Below are 17110 nucleotides of genomic sequence, written 5' to 3'. Positions count from 1 at the left end.
AATCGTGACAGGCGGGCATGAGTGAACCGGCAAAAGCCAAGCCCGTAAAGCCATTCACATAACTAAAATATAGCCGCCCAGCCCCCCAAGCGCGATTAAAAATAATTGCCGAAAAAAATCTTGTGACAGACGCTGGCGAAGCCCGAGGCCAATCTGCATGCCAATAAGCGCTGGCAATAACGCCGCCGCCGATAGTATGCCAAGCGATAAGGGCATCAGATCATGCCGGTATAGCGCCAATCCCAAGGAGGCTGTTGAGGCGGCAAATAACATGCCCATTGCCTGCACAAGCGCATCACGCGGCAGGCCAATTGATTGCAAAAACATCACCCCGGGCACAAATAGCGTTCCGGTCAATCCGGTCAATAGCCCATTTATCGCCCCACAAACCGGCCCAAGAATCATCTCAAGGCGCGGTGATAATTGTGGCGGCTTTGTCATCAGGCCAGATATCGCATAAAACAGCAAAAGCGTCCCAAGACAGCGATGCAAAAATTGTGTCTCGACAAGGGTTGAAAGCTGGGCACCAAGATGAACCATCACCACCGCCATCAGCAAAAACCGCCAAAGCCGTCGCCACAGCACGCCAATCTTACCGCCAGCCAATGCCTGCCAGACATTGGTTGCCAAAGATGGCATCACCAACAGCGCCATTGCCGTTGGCAAATCGACAATGATTGACAAAAGACCAAGGCTAACCGTTGGCAAACCAAGTCCGACCATGCCTTTGACAAAACCGGCAAGGCAAAAAACCACGCCAACCATGATCAGCAGATCTGGACCAGCCATGATCATGATCTTGCTTTGCCGATTTCGGGGCGGTTTTGGCCAATCACGCTGAAGATCAACGCTGAAGACAAAAGCTGGAGATGACAGAGGCATGGTTTCATTGCCAAAGACTGGCAAGAAACAATCATAACAGCAAGGTTTCAATCGGGTAAAACAGCCGTAAACAATTCCTATTCGCCGCGAATCCTGATAATTGTCCGCCGGTTTTTAGCCCATGCTTCGGGTGATGCGCCACGCATGGCTGGCCGTTCTTTGCCAAATGATTTGGTGGTGATCCTTTGCTGGTCAACACCCATATCGGCAAGCTGTTTGCGAACCGCTTCAGCGCGTTTGTGCCCAAGCGCGATATTATAATCGCGTGTTCCGCGCTCATCACAATGACCCTCAATCAGAATTTGAACCGCCGGATTGGATTTCAGATAATCGGCAACAAACAAAAGACCTGTTAGGGTTTGCTGGCTCAAAACCGCGCTGTCATAATCAAAATAGCTAAGATAGCCATCAATTTTGATGTCAATTTTGGCCTGTTTGATGGCAGCTTTTGATGGTGCCTGATCTAGAGATTGATCTGATGTTTGGTCGGTTATTTGAGATGGAGCCGCGTTTTCAGCTTTGGCAGGTGCCGCATCAGCCGGTACAGCCGATGGCATTTCCACAACCGGACAGGCGCGATCTGCCGGACAAGCGGGGCCGTCCTCGAAAACAACAACGCTACAGCCGCTAAGCCATATCCCGATAAAGGCGGCGCGCAATGTCCGGCAGATCATCATAATGGTTTACGCCTGTTTTAACTATCTTTGGTCTTCTTGCCATAAGGATAACGACCCTGTTCGGATTTATGTAAGCCTTTGCCGCAGCTTTTTTGACATTGAGCCATTATCGGGTTGTCGGTTTGCCGCAAGGCCGATAGCCTAAACCGACGCCCATTTCCAATGCGCAGCCACAAGGCTGTTCATCAGCCAGATATCCTATTTGGTACAAATCACCGGAGCCAAAACCATGAATTTATTTCCCAAACTTCAACAACGCGATGCAGAACAAAATCCGATCCGGATTGGCATGATTGGCGCTGGTAAATTTGGCAGCATGTTTTTGGCGCAGGCAAACCGGCTTCCGGGGATTCATGTTGTTGGCATTGCCGATCTTAACCCGTCAAATGCCCGCTCGAATCTTGCCTATGTTGGTTGGCCAGCCGAAAAATACAATGCCGCATCGCTTGATGACGCAGTGAAAACCGGCACCAGTTTTGTTGGTGACGATTGGCAGGCCCTTATCAGCCATCCGGCAATTGACATGATTATTGAATGCACTGGCGATCCGGTTGCCGCCGTCCATCACGTTATAACCGCGTTTCAGCATGGCAAAAATGTTATCAATGCAACTGTTGAAGCCGACGCTTTTTGTGGCGCAGGTCTCAATCAGGCAGCGAACGAGGCAGGGGTTGTCTATTCAATGGCCTATGGCGATCAGCCGGCGCTGACCTGTGAACTTGTCGATTGGGCGCGGACATGTGGCTTTAAGGTGGTGGCGGCCGGACGCGGGCATAAATGGCTTGCCGATTATCGGTTTTCAACACCTGAAACAATCTGGAATTATTGGGGTCTAACCGCCGAACAGGCCGAACGTGGCCGGTTAAATCCGAAAATGTTTAACTCATTTCTTGATGGGTCAAAACCGGCGATTGAATCGGCAGCCATTGCCAATGCCACCGGCCTTGGCGTTCCGCAAAACGGGCTGGCTTTCCCACCAGGCGGTGTTGATGATATTGCAAATCTGATGCGGCCGAAATCGGTTGGCGGGGTTTTGGAATCTGAAGGTCTTGTCGAGGTGATCTCATGCCTGACGCCCGATGGTGCCGAAATTCCGCATGATATTCGCAAAGGCGTTTGGGTCGCCATCGAAGCCGATAATGATTATGTGCGCAATTGCTTTGAAGAATATAAAGTCATCACCGACACAACCGGCCGTTATATGAGCCTCTATAAAAAATGGCATTTGATCGGGCTAGAGCTTGGCATGTCGGTTGCCTCAGTCGGGCTTCGCGGCGAGCCGACTGGTGCTGCTATCTGTTTCAATGCTGATGTGCCAGCCATTACCAAAGCCGATCTTGGCGCTGGAAGCATGCTTGATGGTGAAGGTGGCTTTACCATCTATGGCGGGGTGCGGCCTGCGGCTATGTCAGTCGCCAATCGTTATTTGCCCTTGGGGCTTGCCAATCATGTCAAGCTGGTGCGATCAGTCAAAAAGGATCAACCCATTACGCTTGATGATGTTGAAATTGAAACAACGTCAACAGCCTATAAGCTGCGCGAAAAAACCATTGCCATGCTGGCGCGTTGATCGAGATGTGACCAGATAGCCTTGCCCCGAAATGGCAACAGCGTTAGAACAGATAATGAATAGAGGGACAGGCTTCCCCCAGTCAAACTGCGTCCGGCCTAGGTACAGACTAGCCCTCTCTTTTTAGGCCTCTTAATTTTAAAGGAATTCCCAATGTCAGTTACTTTGGATCAAGCCCGTATCATCTCCGAAGCCGCCCTTGCCAAAGCGCGCGAACTCGGTCTGAAACCTATTAGTGTTATCATTATTGACCCACGCACATCGCTTGTTGCCTGCCTGTCAGAAGAAGGTGTCAGCCAGATGCGGTGGCGCATTGCACAAGGCAAGGCAAATGCCGCAATCAAGCTTGGCTTGGGCACCCGCGCATTGATGGCGCGCGCCGAACAGCAAGCCTATTTCATTCAAGCCATGAACGGGCTTGCCAATGGCGAATTTGTTCCTGTCCCGGGCGGTGTTTTGATTCGTGATGCCGATGGCAATCTGCTCGGTGCAATTGGCATTTCGGGGGATACATCAGATAATGACGAAGCCGCCGCCCTTGCGGGTATCGCTGCGGCTGGGCTGGTTGCCGAAACCGGCTAAGCGCGGCCTATCCTGACATAACCGCAATGGTGATTTGGCTCAGCCCTGAAAGGTTGAGCCAAATTCATCACGAAGGATATTTTTCTGCACCTTGCCCATCGTATTGCGCGGTAGTGAGTCAACAACAATCAATTTACGGGGCTGTTTGAATCGGGCAAGTGTTTTGCCAAGATCGGCCTCAATCGCGTCAAGATCGACCGGCTGGCCACCATCGGCAACCAGAATGCCGATCACGCTTTCACCAAAATCAGTATGTGGCGCCCCAATAACCGCACTTTCCAAAACACCAGGCTGTTCATCGAGAACCAGCTCGATTTCCTTTGGATAGATATTATAGCCACCCGAAATGATTAGATCCTTGTTACGGCCAACAATCTGTAAATAGCCATGCTCGTCAATGCGGCCAAGGTCGCCGGTAATGAAAAACCCATCTTCACGCAGTTCTTCGCGGGTTTTTTCGGGCATATTCCAATAACCAACAAACACATTTGGCCCGCGCACCTCGATCTGGCCAATCTCACCATCGGCAAGCGTTTCGCCATTATCCGGATTGGTGATTTTCATATCCACACCCGGCAACGCCATGCCAACCGTGCCGGCGCGACGTTCGCCATCATAGGGGTTAGATGTGTTCATATTGGTTTCGGTCATGCCATAGCGCTCAAGAATACGATGCCCTGTCCGGCTTTCAAATTGGATGTGGGTTTCAGCCAGCAAAGGCGCACTTCCCGAAATGAAAAGCCGCATATGACGGGTTAGATCAGGTATCAGCCGCGGATCATCAAGAAGCCGTGTATAGAAGGTTGGAACGCCCATCATCGAGCTTGCCTTTGGCAGCGCATCAATCACCATATCAGCCGAAAATTTCGGCAAGAAGATCATGCTTGCCTTGGCCAGAAGGATAATATTCGTTGCCACAAACAAACCATGTGTGTGGAAAATAGGCAGCGCATGAAGAAGCACATCATTCGCATCAAACCGCCATTCGCCAATCAAGGTTTCGGCATTTGACAAAAGGTTGTTTTGCGTCAGCATCGCGCCTTTTGACCGGCCGGTTGTCCCTGATGTGTATAGAAAAGCTGCCAGATCGTCGGCGCCGCGAGGCACGGTGGCAAATATATCGCTTGCGATTGCCGCACGATCGGCAAAACTGCCGCTACCGTCGGCATTCAGCCGCTCAAGAACCGCGCCATGCTCGCTTGCCACTGCTGCAAGGTCAAAATGCTGATCAGCAACGACAAGTTTGGCACCCGAATCGCCAACAAAATAGGAAACTTCGGCTGGCGTATAGGCTATATTCAACGGCAGGAAAATAACTCCTGATTGAACACAGGCAGCATAAAGGGCAAGCGCTTCGGCAGATTTTTCAATCTGCGCTGCCAGCCGGTCGCCAACATCAAGCCCAATTGACTGGATAACATTCGCAAATCGCGCCGTTTGCCGCAAAAAACTGTCATAGGATTGCTGTGACCCATCGGCAAAAATCAAAAACGGCTTTTGTTCACCCTGATGGCACCCAAACAAACGGTCATACAGTAAATTCGACATGGAAATTCCCTACGATAAAATAACGTCAATATCAAACCGCTATGTAGCGCGGTCAGCAATTTCAATTTCGGCAGCTAGCGTTTTTACCGATTTTTCGGCAATCACTGTTTGTTGATTGGCAAAAGCTTCATGATTTTCACTGATCCGGGACAGATCATAGCGATAATTTACCATGATGCCACAAGATTGCGCCATGCCATTTTTCGACTTGTCAGCATTAGCATGAACCGCGTCAACAAGCGCCCCGTTATTCAAATGGAACCGCGCCACCGGATCACGCGGCTGGCCATTACGGTGCTTGGCACTCAGCAGATAATGCGCGGCCAATTGCCTATGGGTTTCAGCCGTGGCATCAGCATCAAAATTACCAGTTTCACGAAGCCATTTTACCAGCCCAGGAATTGGCGATAAGGTGACGAAATTCCGGATTTGGGGCAATTCACGTAGCAAATGCTGAACCACGGTTTTGATCAATGAATTGCCAAAGGAAATGCCAGCAAGACCCGCCTGACAATTCGAAATTGAATAAAAGGCTGCCGTATCAGCCTTTTCAGCCACCATCGCATCACGGTTTTCAAGAAGAACGCTTTGAATCGAATTTGGCGTTCCTTTGGTCAACGCCACCTCGACAAAGATCAGCGGTTCATCAGGCATTGCCGGATGGAAAAATGCAAAACAGCGGCGATCTTCAGGCTGCAACCGGCGACGCAAATCATCCCAATTTTCAATCTCGTGAACCGATTCATAAGTGATGATCTTTTCCAGAATATGCGCCGGACTTGACCAATTGATTGGCCGTAAAACAAGAAATCCGCGATTAAACCATGATGCAAACAAATGTTTGAAATCGACATTCAACTTGCCAAGATTGGGGTGTTCGGGAAGAAACCGGATCAAATCTTCGCGCATTGCCACCAATTTGGCGGTGGCGTCATGCGTTTGGTTCAACCGCCGGATCAATTGCAATCGGGCAGGCTCAACCGCCGCCGTCATCGCTTCATAGTTTTTGGCGGATGGCGCGTCCTGATAGGCCTTGATTGCCACAATTGCAACCTCGGCGGGAACATCCATGTCATTTGCCAAAAGTGAAAACCAAGCCAGCTTGCCGGCGTCATCAAGATCGGCATAGCGGTCAAGAATTAATTGCGCAAGCGACATGCCTGACACATCACCGCGGCTTGATAATAATGCCTGACATAAGGCGTCAATTGGCTTGTTATCATCTTCAACGTGGCTAGCAATGCCAAGCTTGCGATCAAACAAGCTGGACAAGATATCAGCAAAAAAATTCACTCGTTTTATCCTTCAATTTTCAATGGCAGAAAAGCCGGTTTAGTGCTGGCGAAAAGCCAAGCCTATAGCGAATCACAGCTCGTCACCCGCCAGCTGTAATATAAGCAGCCATCTTCACCATCACAAGGCAAAGACAGCAAGGTCATATGGGGAAATCGCTAAAGAACCGATGGCAGATTACAGATCGCCAGCGCGACAACTAAAGACCGCTGTTGCCTGATCATTCTCAAATGAGAGTGACGTAATAAAGGCGCGATCAAACTGGCGCTTGATACAGGCAGCATGCGCTTTTTGCTGAACCGCAACTGGCGGTGCCAGCACCGCCGCATAGTTGGTTTGCCAGCTGTAGGATAACGCCGGCAAAGCAGGGCTCATATTGTTTGATGTGGCCGGTTTTGGACTGGTTGGAGCACAAGCCCCCATCAGGCCAAAAAAACCAATCCAGCATCAATATAGGCTCTATGATTTTGAATGCGAAAGACTGCCGCCCTCTCACCTCAGAGCAAAAATGCAGCGGTTGTAATAAATAAGGTCAATTTCAGACTAAATTAGGCCGAAAAATCATGGCGAAACATCGTGTCTGCCATGATCAATTTTACCCTATCGCCGCCAAGGCCGACTCAAGATCGGCAATCAAATCGATTTTATCCTCTAAACCAACTGACAGCCTTATATGTGATGGTGTGATATTCAGGCTGGCCCTGTCAGCATCGCTTAGATTGGCGTGCGTTGTGGTAAAAGGATGACAGGCAAGCGATTTTGAGTCGCCAAGATTATTCGAGATATCAATCAGCGCAAGCGCATTCAAAAAGCGAAAGGCCACCGCCTGATCCCCATCAATCTCGAAGGCAAGCATATTGCCAAAACCACTCATTTGCCGTTTTGCAAGATCATGTTGCGGATGGCTGTCATGGCCAGGATAGCTGATTGATTTCACCTTTGGATGATTATACAGAAACGCCGCCACTTGCCTCGCATTTTCGGTTTGCGCAGCAACCCGAAGCGGCAATGTTTCAAGTGATTTCAACATCACCCAAGCATTAAAGGCACTGATGGCAGCGCCGGTTTGACGGTAAAAAGGTAAAAACACATCTTCGACAAAGCTGGCCTTGCCAAGAACCGCACCACCAAGCAACCGACCCTGACCGTCAATATGTTTGGTGGTTGAATAAATAACGATATCAGCCCCTAATTCGAGCGGCTTTTGATAAAGCGGCGAGGCAAAAACATTATCGACCAGAACAAGCGCGCCAGCATCATGGGCAAGATCACAAACCGCAGCAATATCAACAAGTTCAAGAACCGGGTTTGACGGGCTTTCCAGAAACACCAGCTTGGCAGGCGTTTCCAATGCGGCTTGCCATGCGGCAAGGTCAGTGCCGTCAATCAGCTCGGTTATCACCCCCCATTTTGGCAGGATTTTTGTCAAAATTGCATGGCAGGCGCCAAAAAGCGCCCGGCTAGCCACAACACGATCACCACTTTTAAGCTGGCATGCCAAGGCACCAAAAACCGCCGCCATGCCGGTTCCGGTCGCGCGGCAAGCCTCGGCACCTTCAAGAAGCGCCAATCGCTGTTCAAACATTTTGACCGTTGGGTTGCCATAGCGTGAATAGACAAAAGTATCAATTTCATCGCGAAACGCCGCCGCCGCCTGTTCAGCCGAGTCATAGACAAAGCCCGAGGTCATATAAAGCGCTTCTGAGGTTTCCCGATTTTCCGAGCGATGCTGGCCACCACGAACCAGTTTTGTGGCGATTTGATAATCCTTATCGGTCACGATGATTAATCCTGTTCCAAAGCTTGATGGTCTTGGGTCATTTCCGGCAAAATCACCGCCTGACCCACAATCCGATTGCCATTATCCATGACCATAAGCGGATTGCCATATAAAATATAACCTTCGGCAAGAACGTCAGAAACACGCTGACAAAAGGCGGCGTCATCGACACCACTTAAAAAGCGATATGATTTTTTCATGTCGAGAATCCTCAAAACCGTCATTTGTGACGCAATCACTGCTGAAAGATCACAATTGCGAAGGTTTAATCCGATAGGCCAATAAGGTCAATTGCGCGGGGCATGCTTGCTTAAAATACGTTGCAATGTGCGGCGATGCATTCTTAACCGGCGCGCCGTTTCCGATACATTGCGTCCGCATTGTTCATAAACGCGCTGAATATGCTCCCAGCGCACGCGATCAGCACTCATTGGATCTTGGGGTGGTGGTGGCATTTCATCGCCTGATTGCATTAATGCTGCGGTGATTTGGTCAGGGTCAGCTGGTTTTGGCAGATAATCCAGCGCGCCAGCTTTGACCGCTGCCACCGCTGTGGCGATATTGCCAAATCCGGTTAGCATAACGATTCGGCAATCGGCGCGTTTTTTGCGCAATTCCTGAACCAAGGTTAGGCCGGTGCCATCTTCAAGCTTCATATCAAGAATGGCATAGGCAGGTGGGGTTTTGCGCACCATCTCGACGCCTTCTTGAACAGTGCCAGCATCCATGACCTCAAATCCACGCACTTCCATGGCGCGACGTAGTCGGCCACGAAGCGGCGCATCATCGTCAAGAATCAGTAATGTTTTATCCGTCACAGCTATGCCCACCCAAACCAGCTTATCAATCTAACAGCCCTAATCTTGTCGATCCAGCCCTTGTCGATCCAGCCTGAATTCCAATCAACCAAATGCCGCATCCGTTACAAGGCTGAACGCGGTGCCCGTAATTCAACCAGCCCACCGCCACCAGCCGCATTGCCAAACTGCACCGAGCCACCGATCGATTCGAGCAGGCTTCGCGCAATAAACAGACCAAGGCCACGATGCCCACCTGTTCCTTTGCGGCTACTATTCCAGGGCTGGCCGGCCTGCGCCAGAATCGAAGCCGAAAATCCCGGGCCGTCATCCCGAATTTCAATGCAAATATCATCGCTTATCCAATCTATATGGATATTGACCTCACGAACTGCAAATTGTTTGGCATTTTGTAATAGATTTTCTAGCGCATGAAGCCATTCAGGGCGTTGTTTTACCAGCGGAATTTCAAGATCATCTGTGCCGCTATTGGTGACGACAAAATTAATCGCGTCGCTGCCAAGCCGCTGATAAATCACTTCATCAACAAGAAGCGTTACTGGCACTGGCGGTTCTTCGGCAATGGCGCGGCGACCTTGAACCACATCAAGTTCGCTTAGAATCACACGGCAACGTTCGATTTCGGCACGAAGAAGCTGAATATCTTCATAAATCGGATCATCGGGCGAAATGTCACGCGCCAGTTCATGGCCAATCACGGTAATGGTGTTTAATGGCGATCCAAGCTTATGCGCTGCTGCAGTTGCCAAAGACCCAAGCGCGCGCACTTGCTGTTCTTCGGCAATGGCCAATCTTGCTTCGGTCAATGCGGTCGATAAGCGGCGTGCATTTGATGCAACCCACCATGTGTATCCACCCAGAAAACAGCTGGATAAAATCAACGCCATCCAAACCCCAGCAAGGTAATAGGGCGGAAATTCAACCGTCGCCTGCCATGCAAGCGGATGATTGAAAAAAGCCAAAAAACTGACCGAGGCGGCAACCAGACCAATCAACATCAAGGTTGATTTGCGCCGTAACACGGCTGCCGACACCACTACCGGCGCCAGAATCATAATCGAAAACGGATTTAACAAGCCGCCTGTCAGATAAAGAAGCGCTGCTAGCTGAACCACATCAAATCCAAGCGCAAAGGAATTATGCCGATGGCGTTGACGGCTTTGCGGGCTTTGCATGATTTGCCACAGATTCACTGCGACTGACAGGCTGATCACAAACAGAGCTGGCAATAATGGCAAATCAAGCTGCAAAAACAGATGGGTGAATAATAGCGCCGCACCTTGGCCGATGATGGCCACCCACCGGATGGTCAAAATCACCCCAACATCAATGGTGCTGGCAAAACTGGCATCGGCATCTTTGTAATATTGCCGAATCATTATAATATGTCCTTTATTTTTGCCAATTTCTAGCCAGCATTAGACATCAAGATTAGCCACCCGAAGCGCATTTTCCTGAATGAAGTTACGCCGCTCTTCAACCGCTTCGCCCATCAAGGTCGAAAAGGCATTATCGGCTTCATCTTCTTGCTCGATTCTCACTTGCAGCAAAATCCGCTGTTCAGGATCAAGCGTTGTTTCCCAAAGCTGGCTTGGGTTCATTTCGCCAAGACCCTTATAGCGCGAAATTTGTGCGCCTTTGCGGCCAGTCTGGAAAATGAGCTGCGACAATTCAGACGGGCCATTAATGGTAATCTGCTGGTTGGCATATCGCAAAATGGCAGGCTTGCCATAAATGGTTTGCAAATGGGCTGCCGCCTCATCCAACCGGCGGGCTTCGCCAGTTGCAACGATGCGCCGATCAATAACATGGCGTTCGGTAATCCCCCGAAGACGGCGTTGAACGACAATTGCAGGGCCATTATCGGTTTGGTCAATCATGCCCGACCAGCCTTTTTCAAGACTATCCGCCTTGGTCTCAAGCCGGTTGGCAAGATCCTCAGCAGCCTTGACATCATCCAACATCGCCGGATTGATCAAACCAGCAATTGCGGCCTGTTCAATCACATCACGATTACCAAGCTGGCGACCAACCGTTTCAATAAGGCGGCTTGTCGCCACCGCCAGATTTGCAACATCGACAAGATCGGCACCAGCCATCTGATTACCATCAACGGTAATCAGAACGGCATCTTTCAAACCAGCATCCATCAAATAGATATCAAGCTCGCGCTGGTCTTTTAGATAGACTTCAGATTGACCGCGCTTGGCACGAAACAAAGGTGGCTGGGCAATGTAAAGATAGCCTTTTTCAATCAAGGGTCGCATATGACGGAAAAAGAAAGTCAAAAGCAATGTGCGGATATGGCTTCCATCAACATCCGCATCGGTCATGATGATGACTTTGTGATAGCGGATTTTTTCAACATCCATGTCAGCATTGCCAACACCCGCACCAAGCGCGGTGATCAGTGTGCCAATTTCAACCGATGACAGCATTTTATCAAGCCGCGCCCGTTCAACATTCAAGATTTTGCCGCGAAGCGGTAAAATGGCCTGATTGGCGCGATCACGCCCCTGTTTTGCTGATCCACCAGCCGAATCACCCTCAACCAGAAAGACTTCAGATTTTGCCGGATCACGTTCCTGACAATCAGCCAATTTTCCCGGAAGGCTGGCAATATCCATAACCCCTTTACGCCGTGTCAAATCACGCGCCTTGCGCGCCGCCTCGCGCGCGGCGGCCGCTTCATAGGCTTTTGACACAATCCGCTTGGCATCGGCGGGATGTTCTTCAAACCATTGCGTCAAGCAATCAGCAACAGCATTTTCCACCACTGGCCGAACCTCGGACGAAACCAATTTATCTTTGGTCTGTGATGAAAATTTAGGATCCGGCACCTTGACCGAAACAATCGCTGTTAAGCCTTCGCGCGAATCTTCGCCGGTTAGCTGCACCTTTTCCTTTTTGGCAATGCCGCTTTGCTGGGCATAATTATTGACCACACGCGTCATCGCCCCGCGAAAACCGGCAAGATGCGCACCGCCATCACGTTGCGGGATATTATTGGTAAAACAAAGCGTGTTTTCATGGAAAGAATCCGTCCATGCCATTGCCAGTTCAACCGTAATATCATCACGTTCGCTATTGGCGATGATCGTGGGGTGAAGCGAATTTCGCGAACGGTTTAAATAGTCAACAAATGCCGACAGGCCACCATCGAAATAAAATTCAGATACAGCGCCTTCGGCGGTGCGTTCATCAGCGAGCCGAATCCGAACGCCACTATTCAAAAACGCCAATTCACGAAGCCGATATTCTAATGTGCTGAAATCAAAATTAATATGGGCAAAAATTTCGGTCGATGGCATGAAGGTAACATGCGTGCCGCTTTGACCAACAGCGTCACCGATGATCTTCAATGGCCCAGCGGCTTCGCCCATTTTAAAGGTGATCTGATGCTGCTTTTCATTACGGAAAATCACCAATTCCAGCCATTCGGACAAGGCATTCACAACCGACACGCCAACGCCATGAAGGCCGCCTGAAACCTTGTAGGAATTATTGTCAAACTTTCCACCAGCGTGAAGCTGGGTCATGATGACCTCGGCTGCTGAAACGCCTTCTTCGGTATGGATATCAACCGGAATCCCGCGGCCGTTATCAGTCACCGTTACCGACCCATCGGCGTTTAGCTTTACAATGACAATATCGCAATGACCGGCAAGCGCCTCGTCGATGGCATTATCAACCACCTCATAAACCATATGATGAAGGCCTGACCCGTCATCGGTGTCGCCGATATACATTCCCGGGCGTTTGCGCACCGCATCAAGACCGCGAAGGACCTTGATCGAATCGGCACCGTAATCTTCTTCTGCGATCGGGGTTTCATCGTCAGTCATTATATCACCTCAAAGATTGGTGTTTCGCCGGCATTATTTGCTGGCAAAATCTTCACAAATTGTGCTGTTTTCAAAAGCTCTTTAAATTGTCCGTCATCGGTACCACTGTACCAGCATTGGCCGCCAAGCGATTGCACCGCGTCAAACAGCGCGCCGCGCCGCTTGGCATCAAGATGCGCCGCAACATCGTCAAACAACATGACCGGCACCCGTCCAAGCCGCCGATCCTGCAATCGGGCATGCGCCAAAATCACCGCAATCAGCATGGCCTTTTGCTGTCCTGTCGATGCCCGATTTGCCGGCACCTGACTGGCAAGATGCAAAGCCTGAAATTCACTGGCATGCGGGCCGGGCATGGCAAGATCACCATTCAGCCTTGCCGTACGGGCAGCAAGCATCAATTGATCTTCAACCGCAAGCGCAGGCATATCCGATAACCAGTTTTCAGTATCGCCGCTAAGCAATAGCTCAACCCCTGGAAAGCCAAACCAGCCACGCGCCGCTTCTTGGTTTAGCGCCTTGATCAGCGATTGCCGCGCAGCGGTCACTGCCACCGCAGTTTCGGCAAGAACCGATTCAAGCGCGCTGAACCATGACTCATCACCACGTTGTTCGGTTAGCAAATGCGCGCGTTGACGGAGCGCCTTTTCATAGCGCGATATACGGCCAATATGCGCCGGATCAAACGCAATCACCAATCGGTCAAGAAAGCGTCGCCGCGCCGCCGGACTATCCAGAAAAACACCATCCATCTGCGGGGTCAGCCATGACACTGCCAGCCGGCTGCCAAGATCGGCTTGTGAAACCGTTACGCCTTCAAGACGCATGATCCGGTTGCCCTGTTTTGCCGATGGCGGAACGCCTGTGCCGATTTGCAAAGTGCCATCTTCATTTTCTAGCGCAGCCGCAACAGCCCAATCAAGCCGGTCAGCATCATAATCATCAGCAATGCCGGATGTGGTCTCAAAACCACTTGCCCGATAAGCCAGATGTTCGGTTTTGGCGCGCCGCATGCCGCGCCCGGGTGCCAGTAATGACACCGCTTCCAACAGATTGGTCTTGCCAGCACCATTATCACCAAGAATCACCAATTGACCGGCATGGATGGGGAGGTCGGCTTGTTGGTAATTACGGAAATGATCCAGCTTTAAACGCGACAGCCAACTGCGTTTAGACGCATTCGCATTATCAACCTCAAGGGCGACAACCGGTTTTATCTTTTGCGAAACGCTAGTCAAATGTCACTCACACGCGCATTGGCATCAAAACAAACAAACTCGCTTCATCACCCGGGGCCCGCACCAAACTTGGCGACCCCTGATCAGCCAGCGCAAATTCAACCATATCGCTATTGACCTGACCAGCGATATCCAGCAGATAACGCGCGTTAAAGCCAATTTCCATTTCAGGGCCATCATAGCTGACTTCTAATTCTTCGGTCGCGCTTGAGGCATCAGTATTGCTGGCAGACAAGGTTAAAACACCTGACCTTAGACCCATTTTGACCGACCGCGACTTCTCTGAGGCGATTGTTGATACACGATCAACCGCGGCGGAAAAGGCGCTGACATCAACCTGCATGATGCGGTCATTTCCAACCGGAATAACGCGCGTATAATCAGGGAATGTGCCATCAATCAATTTACTGGTCAGGCGCACAACGCCAAACCGGAATTCAGCCCGTGTTTCGGACAGGCCGACAAGAACATCACCATCAAAATCATCAAGCAGCTTGCGCAATTCGCTAACGGCTTTGCGCGGCAAAATAATTGACGGCATCTGCGCGGCACCTGACGGCAATGCCTGACGGGTCATCGCCAAACGATGCCCATCGGTTGCCACGGCGCATAATTCACCAGATTCGGCTTTGTGAATATAAATACCATTCAGATAATAGCGCGTTTCTTCAGTCGAAATGGCAAATCTTGTGGCATCAATCAAATCGCGCATATCAGCGGCGGTAAGTGAGAAATTCACCGGCAATTCATTACTACTGATCGCCGGAAAATCCTCAACCGGCAAGGTTGGCAGCCGAAAGCTAGAGCGTCCGGCACTAACCATGGCATGACCGTCATTGACCGCAATTTCAACTTCGGCACCATCAGGCAATTTACGGGCAATGTCATAGAGCAAATGCGCCGACATGGTGGTTGTGCCGGATGTCATCACCAAACAACCGACTTCAGTGGCAATATCCATGTCCATATCGGTTGCCGTTAGCGATAATTCACCCTCTTCGGCACGAAGCACGACATTGGCAAGAATGGGAATTGTATTACGCCGTTCAACAACGGATTGTACATGACCCAGGGGCCGCAATAAGCTCATACGATCAATGGTCAGTTTCATCAGCTTTCTCTTCTTTTAGGGCAGTTGTCGTATTTTACGATGCCGGTTTCCAGCCAGTACACGCTATCTACAAAATATAGCATGAGATTAACAAACAAGCATCAAAATATTGAATTTTTACCGATTCGCGCCCGACATGGCGCGGCGCTGGATTCAGCCCTGAAAAAAGCCGAACCTAGCCCGCTAAAATCGATTTTAACAGCTGCACATCTTCGGCAAACTGACCATCACTTTTCGACAGTGACTCGATGGTTTTGACAGCATGCATCACCGTTGTATGGTCACGCCCACCAAATTGCCGCCCGATATCAGGATAAGATAGCGAGGTCAGGTTTTTCGCAAGATACATGGCCACCTGCCGTGGCCGCGCAATATCGCGTGACCGGCGCGCCGAAAACATTTCGCTAACCCGAACATCATAATGGGCGGCAACGCGTTTCTGGATAGCATCAACACTGACCTGACGGCTGCTCGCACGAAGCAGATCAGCCAGTAATTCAGCCGCGCTTTCAATGGTGATTTCGCGGCCAACAAGCATGGCATGCGCCAAAATGCGGTTTAACGCACCTTCTAGTTCGCGAACATTGCTGACAATGCGATGCGCCATAAATTCCAGCACTTTATCGGCAATTTGCACCGGTGCCTGTTCGGCCTTTGACTGCAAGATGCCAAGCCGCAATTCATAATCGGCAGGATGGATATCAGCCACCATGCCCCAGCCAAGGCGCGAGCGAAGCCGCTCTTCCATACCTTCAAGATCGGTTGGTGATTTATCGGCTGAGATGATGACTTGGCGTCCGTCTTCGACAAGCGCATTGAAAGTGTGGAAAAATTCTTCTTGGGTTGAGTCCTTGCCACTGATGAATTGCACATCATCAATCATCAAAACATCAACCGAACGGAACTGTTCTTTGAATGACATCGTGTCGCGAAAGCGCAAAGCGCGAACAAAGCGATACATGAATTTTTCAGCCGACAGATATAAAACCTTGCGCGACGGTGATTGCTGGCGAATATGCCAGGCAATGGCATGCATAAGATGCGTTTTGCCAAGGCCAACCCCGCCATAGAGAAATAGCGGATTAAAGGCCACTTTCTCGCTTTCGGCGGTTCGGCGGGCAACGGCAAAAGCCAGCTCATTTGGCTTGCCAACAACAAAATTTGCAAATGTATAGCGCGGATCAAGACCCGCCATCAGATCATCACGCCCTTCGGTTGACGATCCGGTGATCGCCGAATGTGCCGCAGCTGGTGCCTGTTTCTGCTCGCTTAGCCGATGCGGCTGGCCGTTGCGGGCACGGTTGCTGGCAAGCCGCACCTCAACATGTCGAATCGACGGTGATACATCATTGAATTCAGCCGCCGAGATCACCCGCAACCGATCGGCATATTGGCTGCTGACACGTTCACGCGCCAAGGTTGATTCGGCTTCGAGGGTCAAAGTGCCATCTTCAAGGCGGCTGATGCGCAAAGGTTTGATCCAGTGACGCCAAGCGGCATCACCAATATCTTTTCGCATTCGCAGATTTACCCGACCCCAACAGGCCTGCATCGCTTGATCTTCGCTGGGGGATGGTAACGGAGATGGTGTATGGTCGCGCCCGCGGCTATCTTGTGGATAAGAGGCTGGCTTTGTATCGGGATTGTTCGACATATCACCAGACATCTGCAAAGCCTCCAACGAGTTTCGGTTAATTTTACCCTAATTGGAGGTTGGCTGTGCAGCGAATGCTGTGCCCGGAACCCACTTCAAGGAAGAACACACA

15 protein-coding genes are annotated in these 17110 nt (G+C 50.5%); 2 read left to right on the top strand and 13 right to left on the bottom strand.

The annotated features are described in order from the left end of the window. Positions 1–54 precede the first annotated feature (54 nt). Both ABXT40_RS00075 and ABXT40_RS00070 read right to left on the bottom strand, forming a co-directional pair. Entirely contained in the window at positions 55–882 is an 828-nt protein-coding gene (locus tag ABXT40_RS00075) for a sulfite exporter TauE/SafE family protein (protein WP_443645808.1), read from the bottom strand. A gap of 77 nt (positions 883–959) precedes the next feature. Then, entirely contained in the window at positions 960–1559 is a 600-nt protein-coding gene (locus ABXT40_RS00070; RefSeq protein WP_443645807.1) for an OmpA family protein, read from the bottom strand. Between the two features lie 229 nt (positions 1560–1788). Between ABXT40_RS00070 and ABXT40_RS00065 the strand changes: the two genes are divergently transcribed. Next, entirely contained in the window at positions 1789–3129 is a 1341-nt protein-coding gene (locus ABXT40_RS00065; RefSeq protein WP_443645806.1) for an NAD(P)H-dependent oxidoreductase, read from the top strand. 153 nt (positions 3130–3282) lie between these two features. Continuing rightward, the gene (locus tag ABXT40_RS00060; RefSeq protein ID WP_443645805.1) at positions 3283–3711 is read left to right on the top strand and encodes a GlcG/HbpS family heme-binding protein; all 429 of its coding nucleotides are present in this window, start codon (positions 3283–3285) and stop codon (positions 3709–3711) included. Positions 3712–3750: 39 nt separating this feature from the next. On the opposite strand, the gene ABXT40_RS00055 is transcribed toward ABXT40_RS00060, so the two are convergent. From ABXT40_RS00055 to dnaA, 11 genes are all read right to left on the bottom strand, one after another. Continuing rightward, on the bottom strand, positions 3751–5259 hold the full coding sequence (locus ABXT40_RS00055) for a malonate--CoA ligase (protein WP_443645804.1): 1509 nt from the start codon (positions 5257–5259) through the stop codon (positions 3751–3753). Positions 5260–5298: 39 nt separating this feature from the next. Beyond that, positions 5299–6552, bottom strand: coding sequence for a malonyl-CoA decarboxylase (locus ABXT40_RS00050; protein WP_443645803.1), 1254 nt, complete (start codon positions 6550–6552; stop codon positions 5299–5301). A 177-nt stretch (positions 6553–6729) separates the two neighbouring features. Next, on the bottom strand, positions 6730–6975 hold the full coding sequence (locus ABXT40_RS00045) for a hypothetical protein (protein ID WP_443645802.1): 246 nt from the start codon (positions 6973–6975) through the stop codon (positions 6730–6732). Between the two features lie 172 nt (positions 6976–7147). Beyond that, a complete protein-coding gene (gene metZ / locus ABXT40_RS00040) occupies positions 7148–8335 on the bottom strand; it encodes an O-succinylhomoserine sulfhydrylase (RefSeq protein WP_443647019.1) in 1188 nt (395 codons plus the stop codon). A gap of 2 nt (positions 8336–8337) precedes the next feature. After that, on the bottom strand, positions 8338–8532 hold the full coding sequence (locus ABXT40_RS00035; protein WP_443645801.1) for a DUF1737 domain-containing protein: 195 nt from the start codon (positions 8530–8532) through the stop codon (positions 8338–8340). An 87-nt stretch (positions 8533–8619) separates the two neighbouring features. After that, complete coding sequence (locus ABXT40_RS00030; RefSeq protein ID WP_443645800.1) at positions 8620–9150, bottom strand: ActR/PrrA/RegA family redox response regulator transcription factor; 531 nt, start codon at positions 9148–9150, stop codon at positions 8620–8622. Positions 9151–9254: 104 nt separating this feature from the next. Continuing rightward, complete coding sequence (locus ABXT40_RS00025; protein WP_443645799.1) at positions 9255–10529, bottom strand: ActS/PrrB/RegB family redox-sensitive histidine kinase; 1275 nt, start codon at positions 10527–10529, stop codon at positions 9255–9257. Positions 10530–10568: 39 nt separating this feature from the next. Beyond that, positions 10569–12995, bottom strand: coding sequence for a DNA topoisomerase (ATP-hydrolyzing) subunit B (gyrB, locus tag ABXT40_RS00020; RefSeq protein ID WP_443645798.1), 2427 nt, complete (start codon positions 12993–12995; stop codon positions 10569–10571). Further along, entirely contained in the window at positions 12995–14233 is a 1239-nt protein-coding gene (recF, locus tag ABXT40_RS00015; RefSeq protein WP_443645797.1) for a DNA replication/repair protein RecF, read from the bottom strand. The genes gyrB and recF overlap by 1 nt, the downstream gene beginning before the upstream one ends. A gap of 7 nt (positions 14234–14240) precedes the next feature. Continuing rightward, the gene (gene dnaN / locus ABXT40_RS00010; protein ID WP_443645796.1) at positions 14241–15344 is read right to left on the bottom strand and encodes a DNA polymerase III subunit beta; all 1104 of its coding nucleotides are present in this window, start codon (positions 15342–15344) and stop codon (positions 14241–14243) included. 175 nt (positions 15345–15519) lie between these two features. Beyond that, the gene (gene dnaA / locus ABXT40_RS00005; protein ID WP_443647018.1) at positions 15520–16896 is read right to left on the bottom strand and encodes a chromosomal replication initiator protein DnaA; all 1377 of its coding nucleotides are present in this window, start codon (positions 16894–16896) and stop codon (positions 15520–15522) included. Between the last annotated feature and the right edge of the window lie 214 nt (positions 16897–17110).

Origin of the sequence: Candidatus Ponderosibacter sp. Uisw_141_02, assembly GCF_048087665.1 — a bacterium.
GTDB lineage: Bacteria > Pseudomonadota > Alphaproteobacteria > Puniceispirillales > Puniceispirillaceae > UBA3439.
Note: the sequence above shows the minus strand (reverse complement) of the source record. Positions and strands in the feature narration are given on the sequence as shown.

Coding starts and splice junctions, on each gene's coding strand:
- dnaN (WP_443645796.1), bottom strand. CDS start 15,344: ATGAAACTGACCATTGATCGTATGAGCTTATTGCGGCCCCTGGGTCAT.
- ABXT40_RS00055 (WP_443645804.1), bottom strand. CDS start 5,259: ATGTCGAATTTACTGTATGACCGTTTGTTTGGGTGCCATCAGGGTGAA.
- gyrB (WP_443645798.1), bottom strand. CDS start 12,995: ATGACTGACGATGAAACCCCGATCGCAGAAGAAGATTACGGTGCCGAT.
- ABXT40_RS00045 (WP_443645802.1), bottom strand. CDS start 6,975: ATGGGGGCTTGTGCTCCAACCAGTCCAAAACCGGCCACATCAAACAAT.
- ABXT40_RS00065 (WP_443645806.1), top strand. CDS start 1,789: ATGAATTTATTTCCCAAACTTCAACAACGCGATGCAGAACAAAATCCG.
- ABXT40_RS00035 (WP_443645801.1), bottom strand. CDS start 8,532: ATGAAAAAATCATATCGCTTTTTAAGTGGTGTCGATGACGCCGCCTTT.
- dnaA (WP_443647018.1), bottom strand. CDS start 16,896: ATGCAGGCCTGTTGGGGTCGGGTAAATCTGCGAATGCGAAAAGATATT.
- ABXT40_RS00075 (WP_443645808.1), bottom strand. CDS start 882: ATGCCTCTGTCATCTCCAGCTTTTGTCTTCAGCGTTGATCTTCAGCGT.
- ABXT40_RS00060 (WP_443645805.1), top strand. CDS start 3,283: ATGTCAGTTACTTTGGATCAAGCCCGTATCATCTCCGAAGCCGCCCTT.
- ABXT40_RS00070 (WP_443645807.1), bottom strand. CDS start 1,559: ATGATGATCTGCCGGACATTGCGCGCCGCCTTTATCGGGATATGGCTT.
- ABXT40_RS00025 (WP_443645799.1), bottom strand. CDS start 10,529: ATGATTCGGCAATATTACAAAGATGCCGATGCCAGTTTTGCCAGCACC.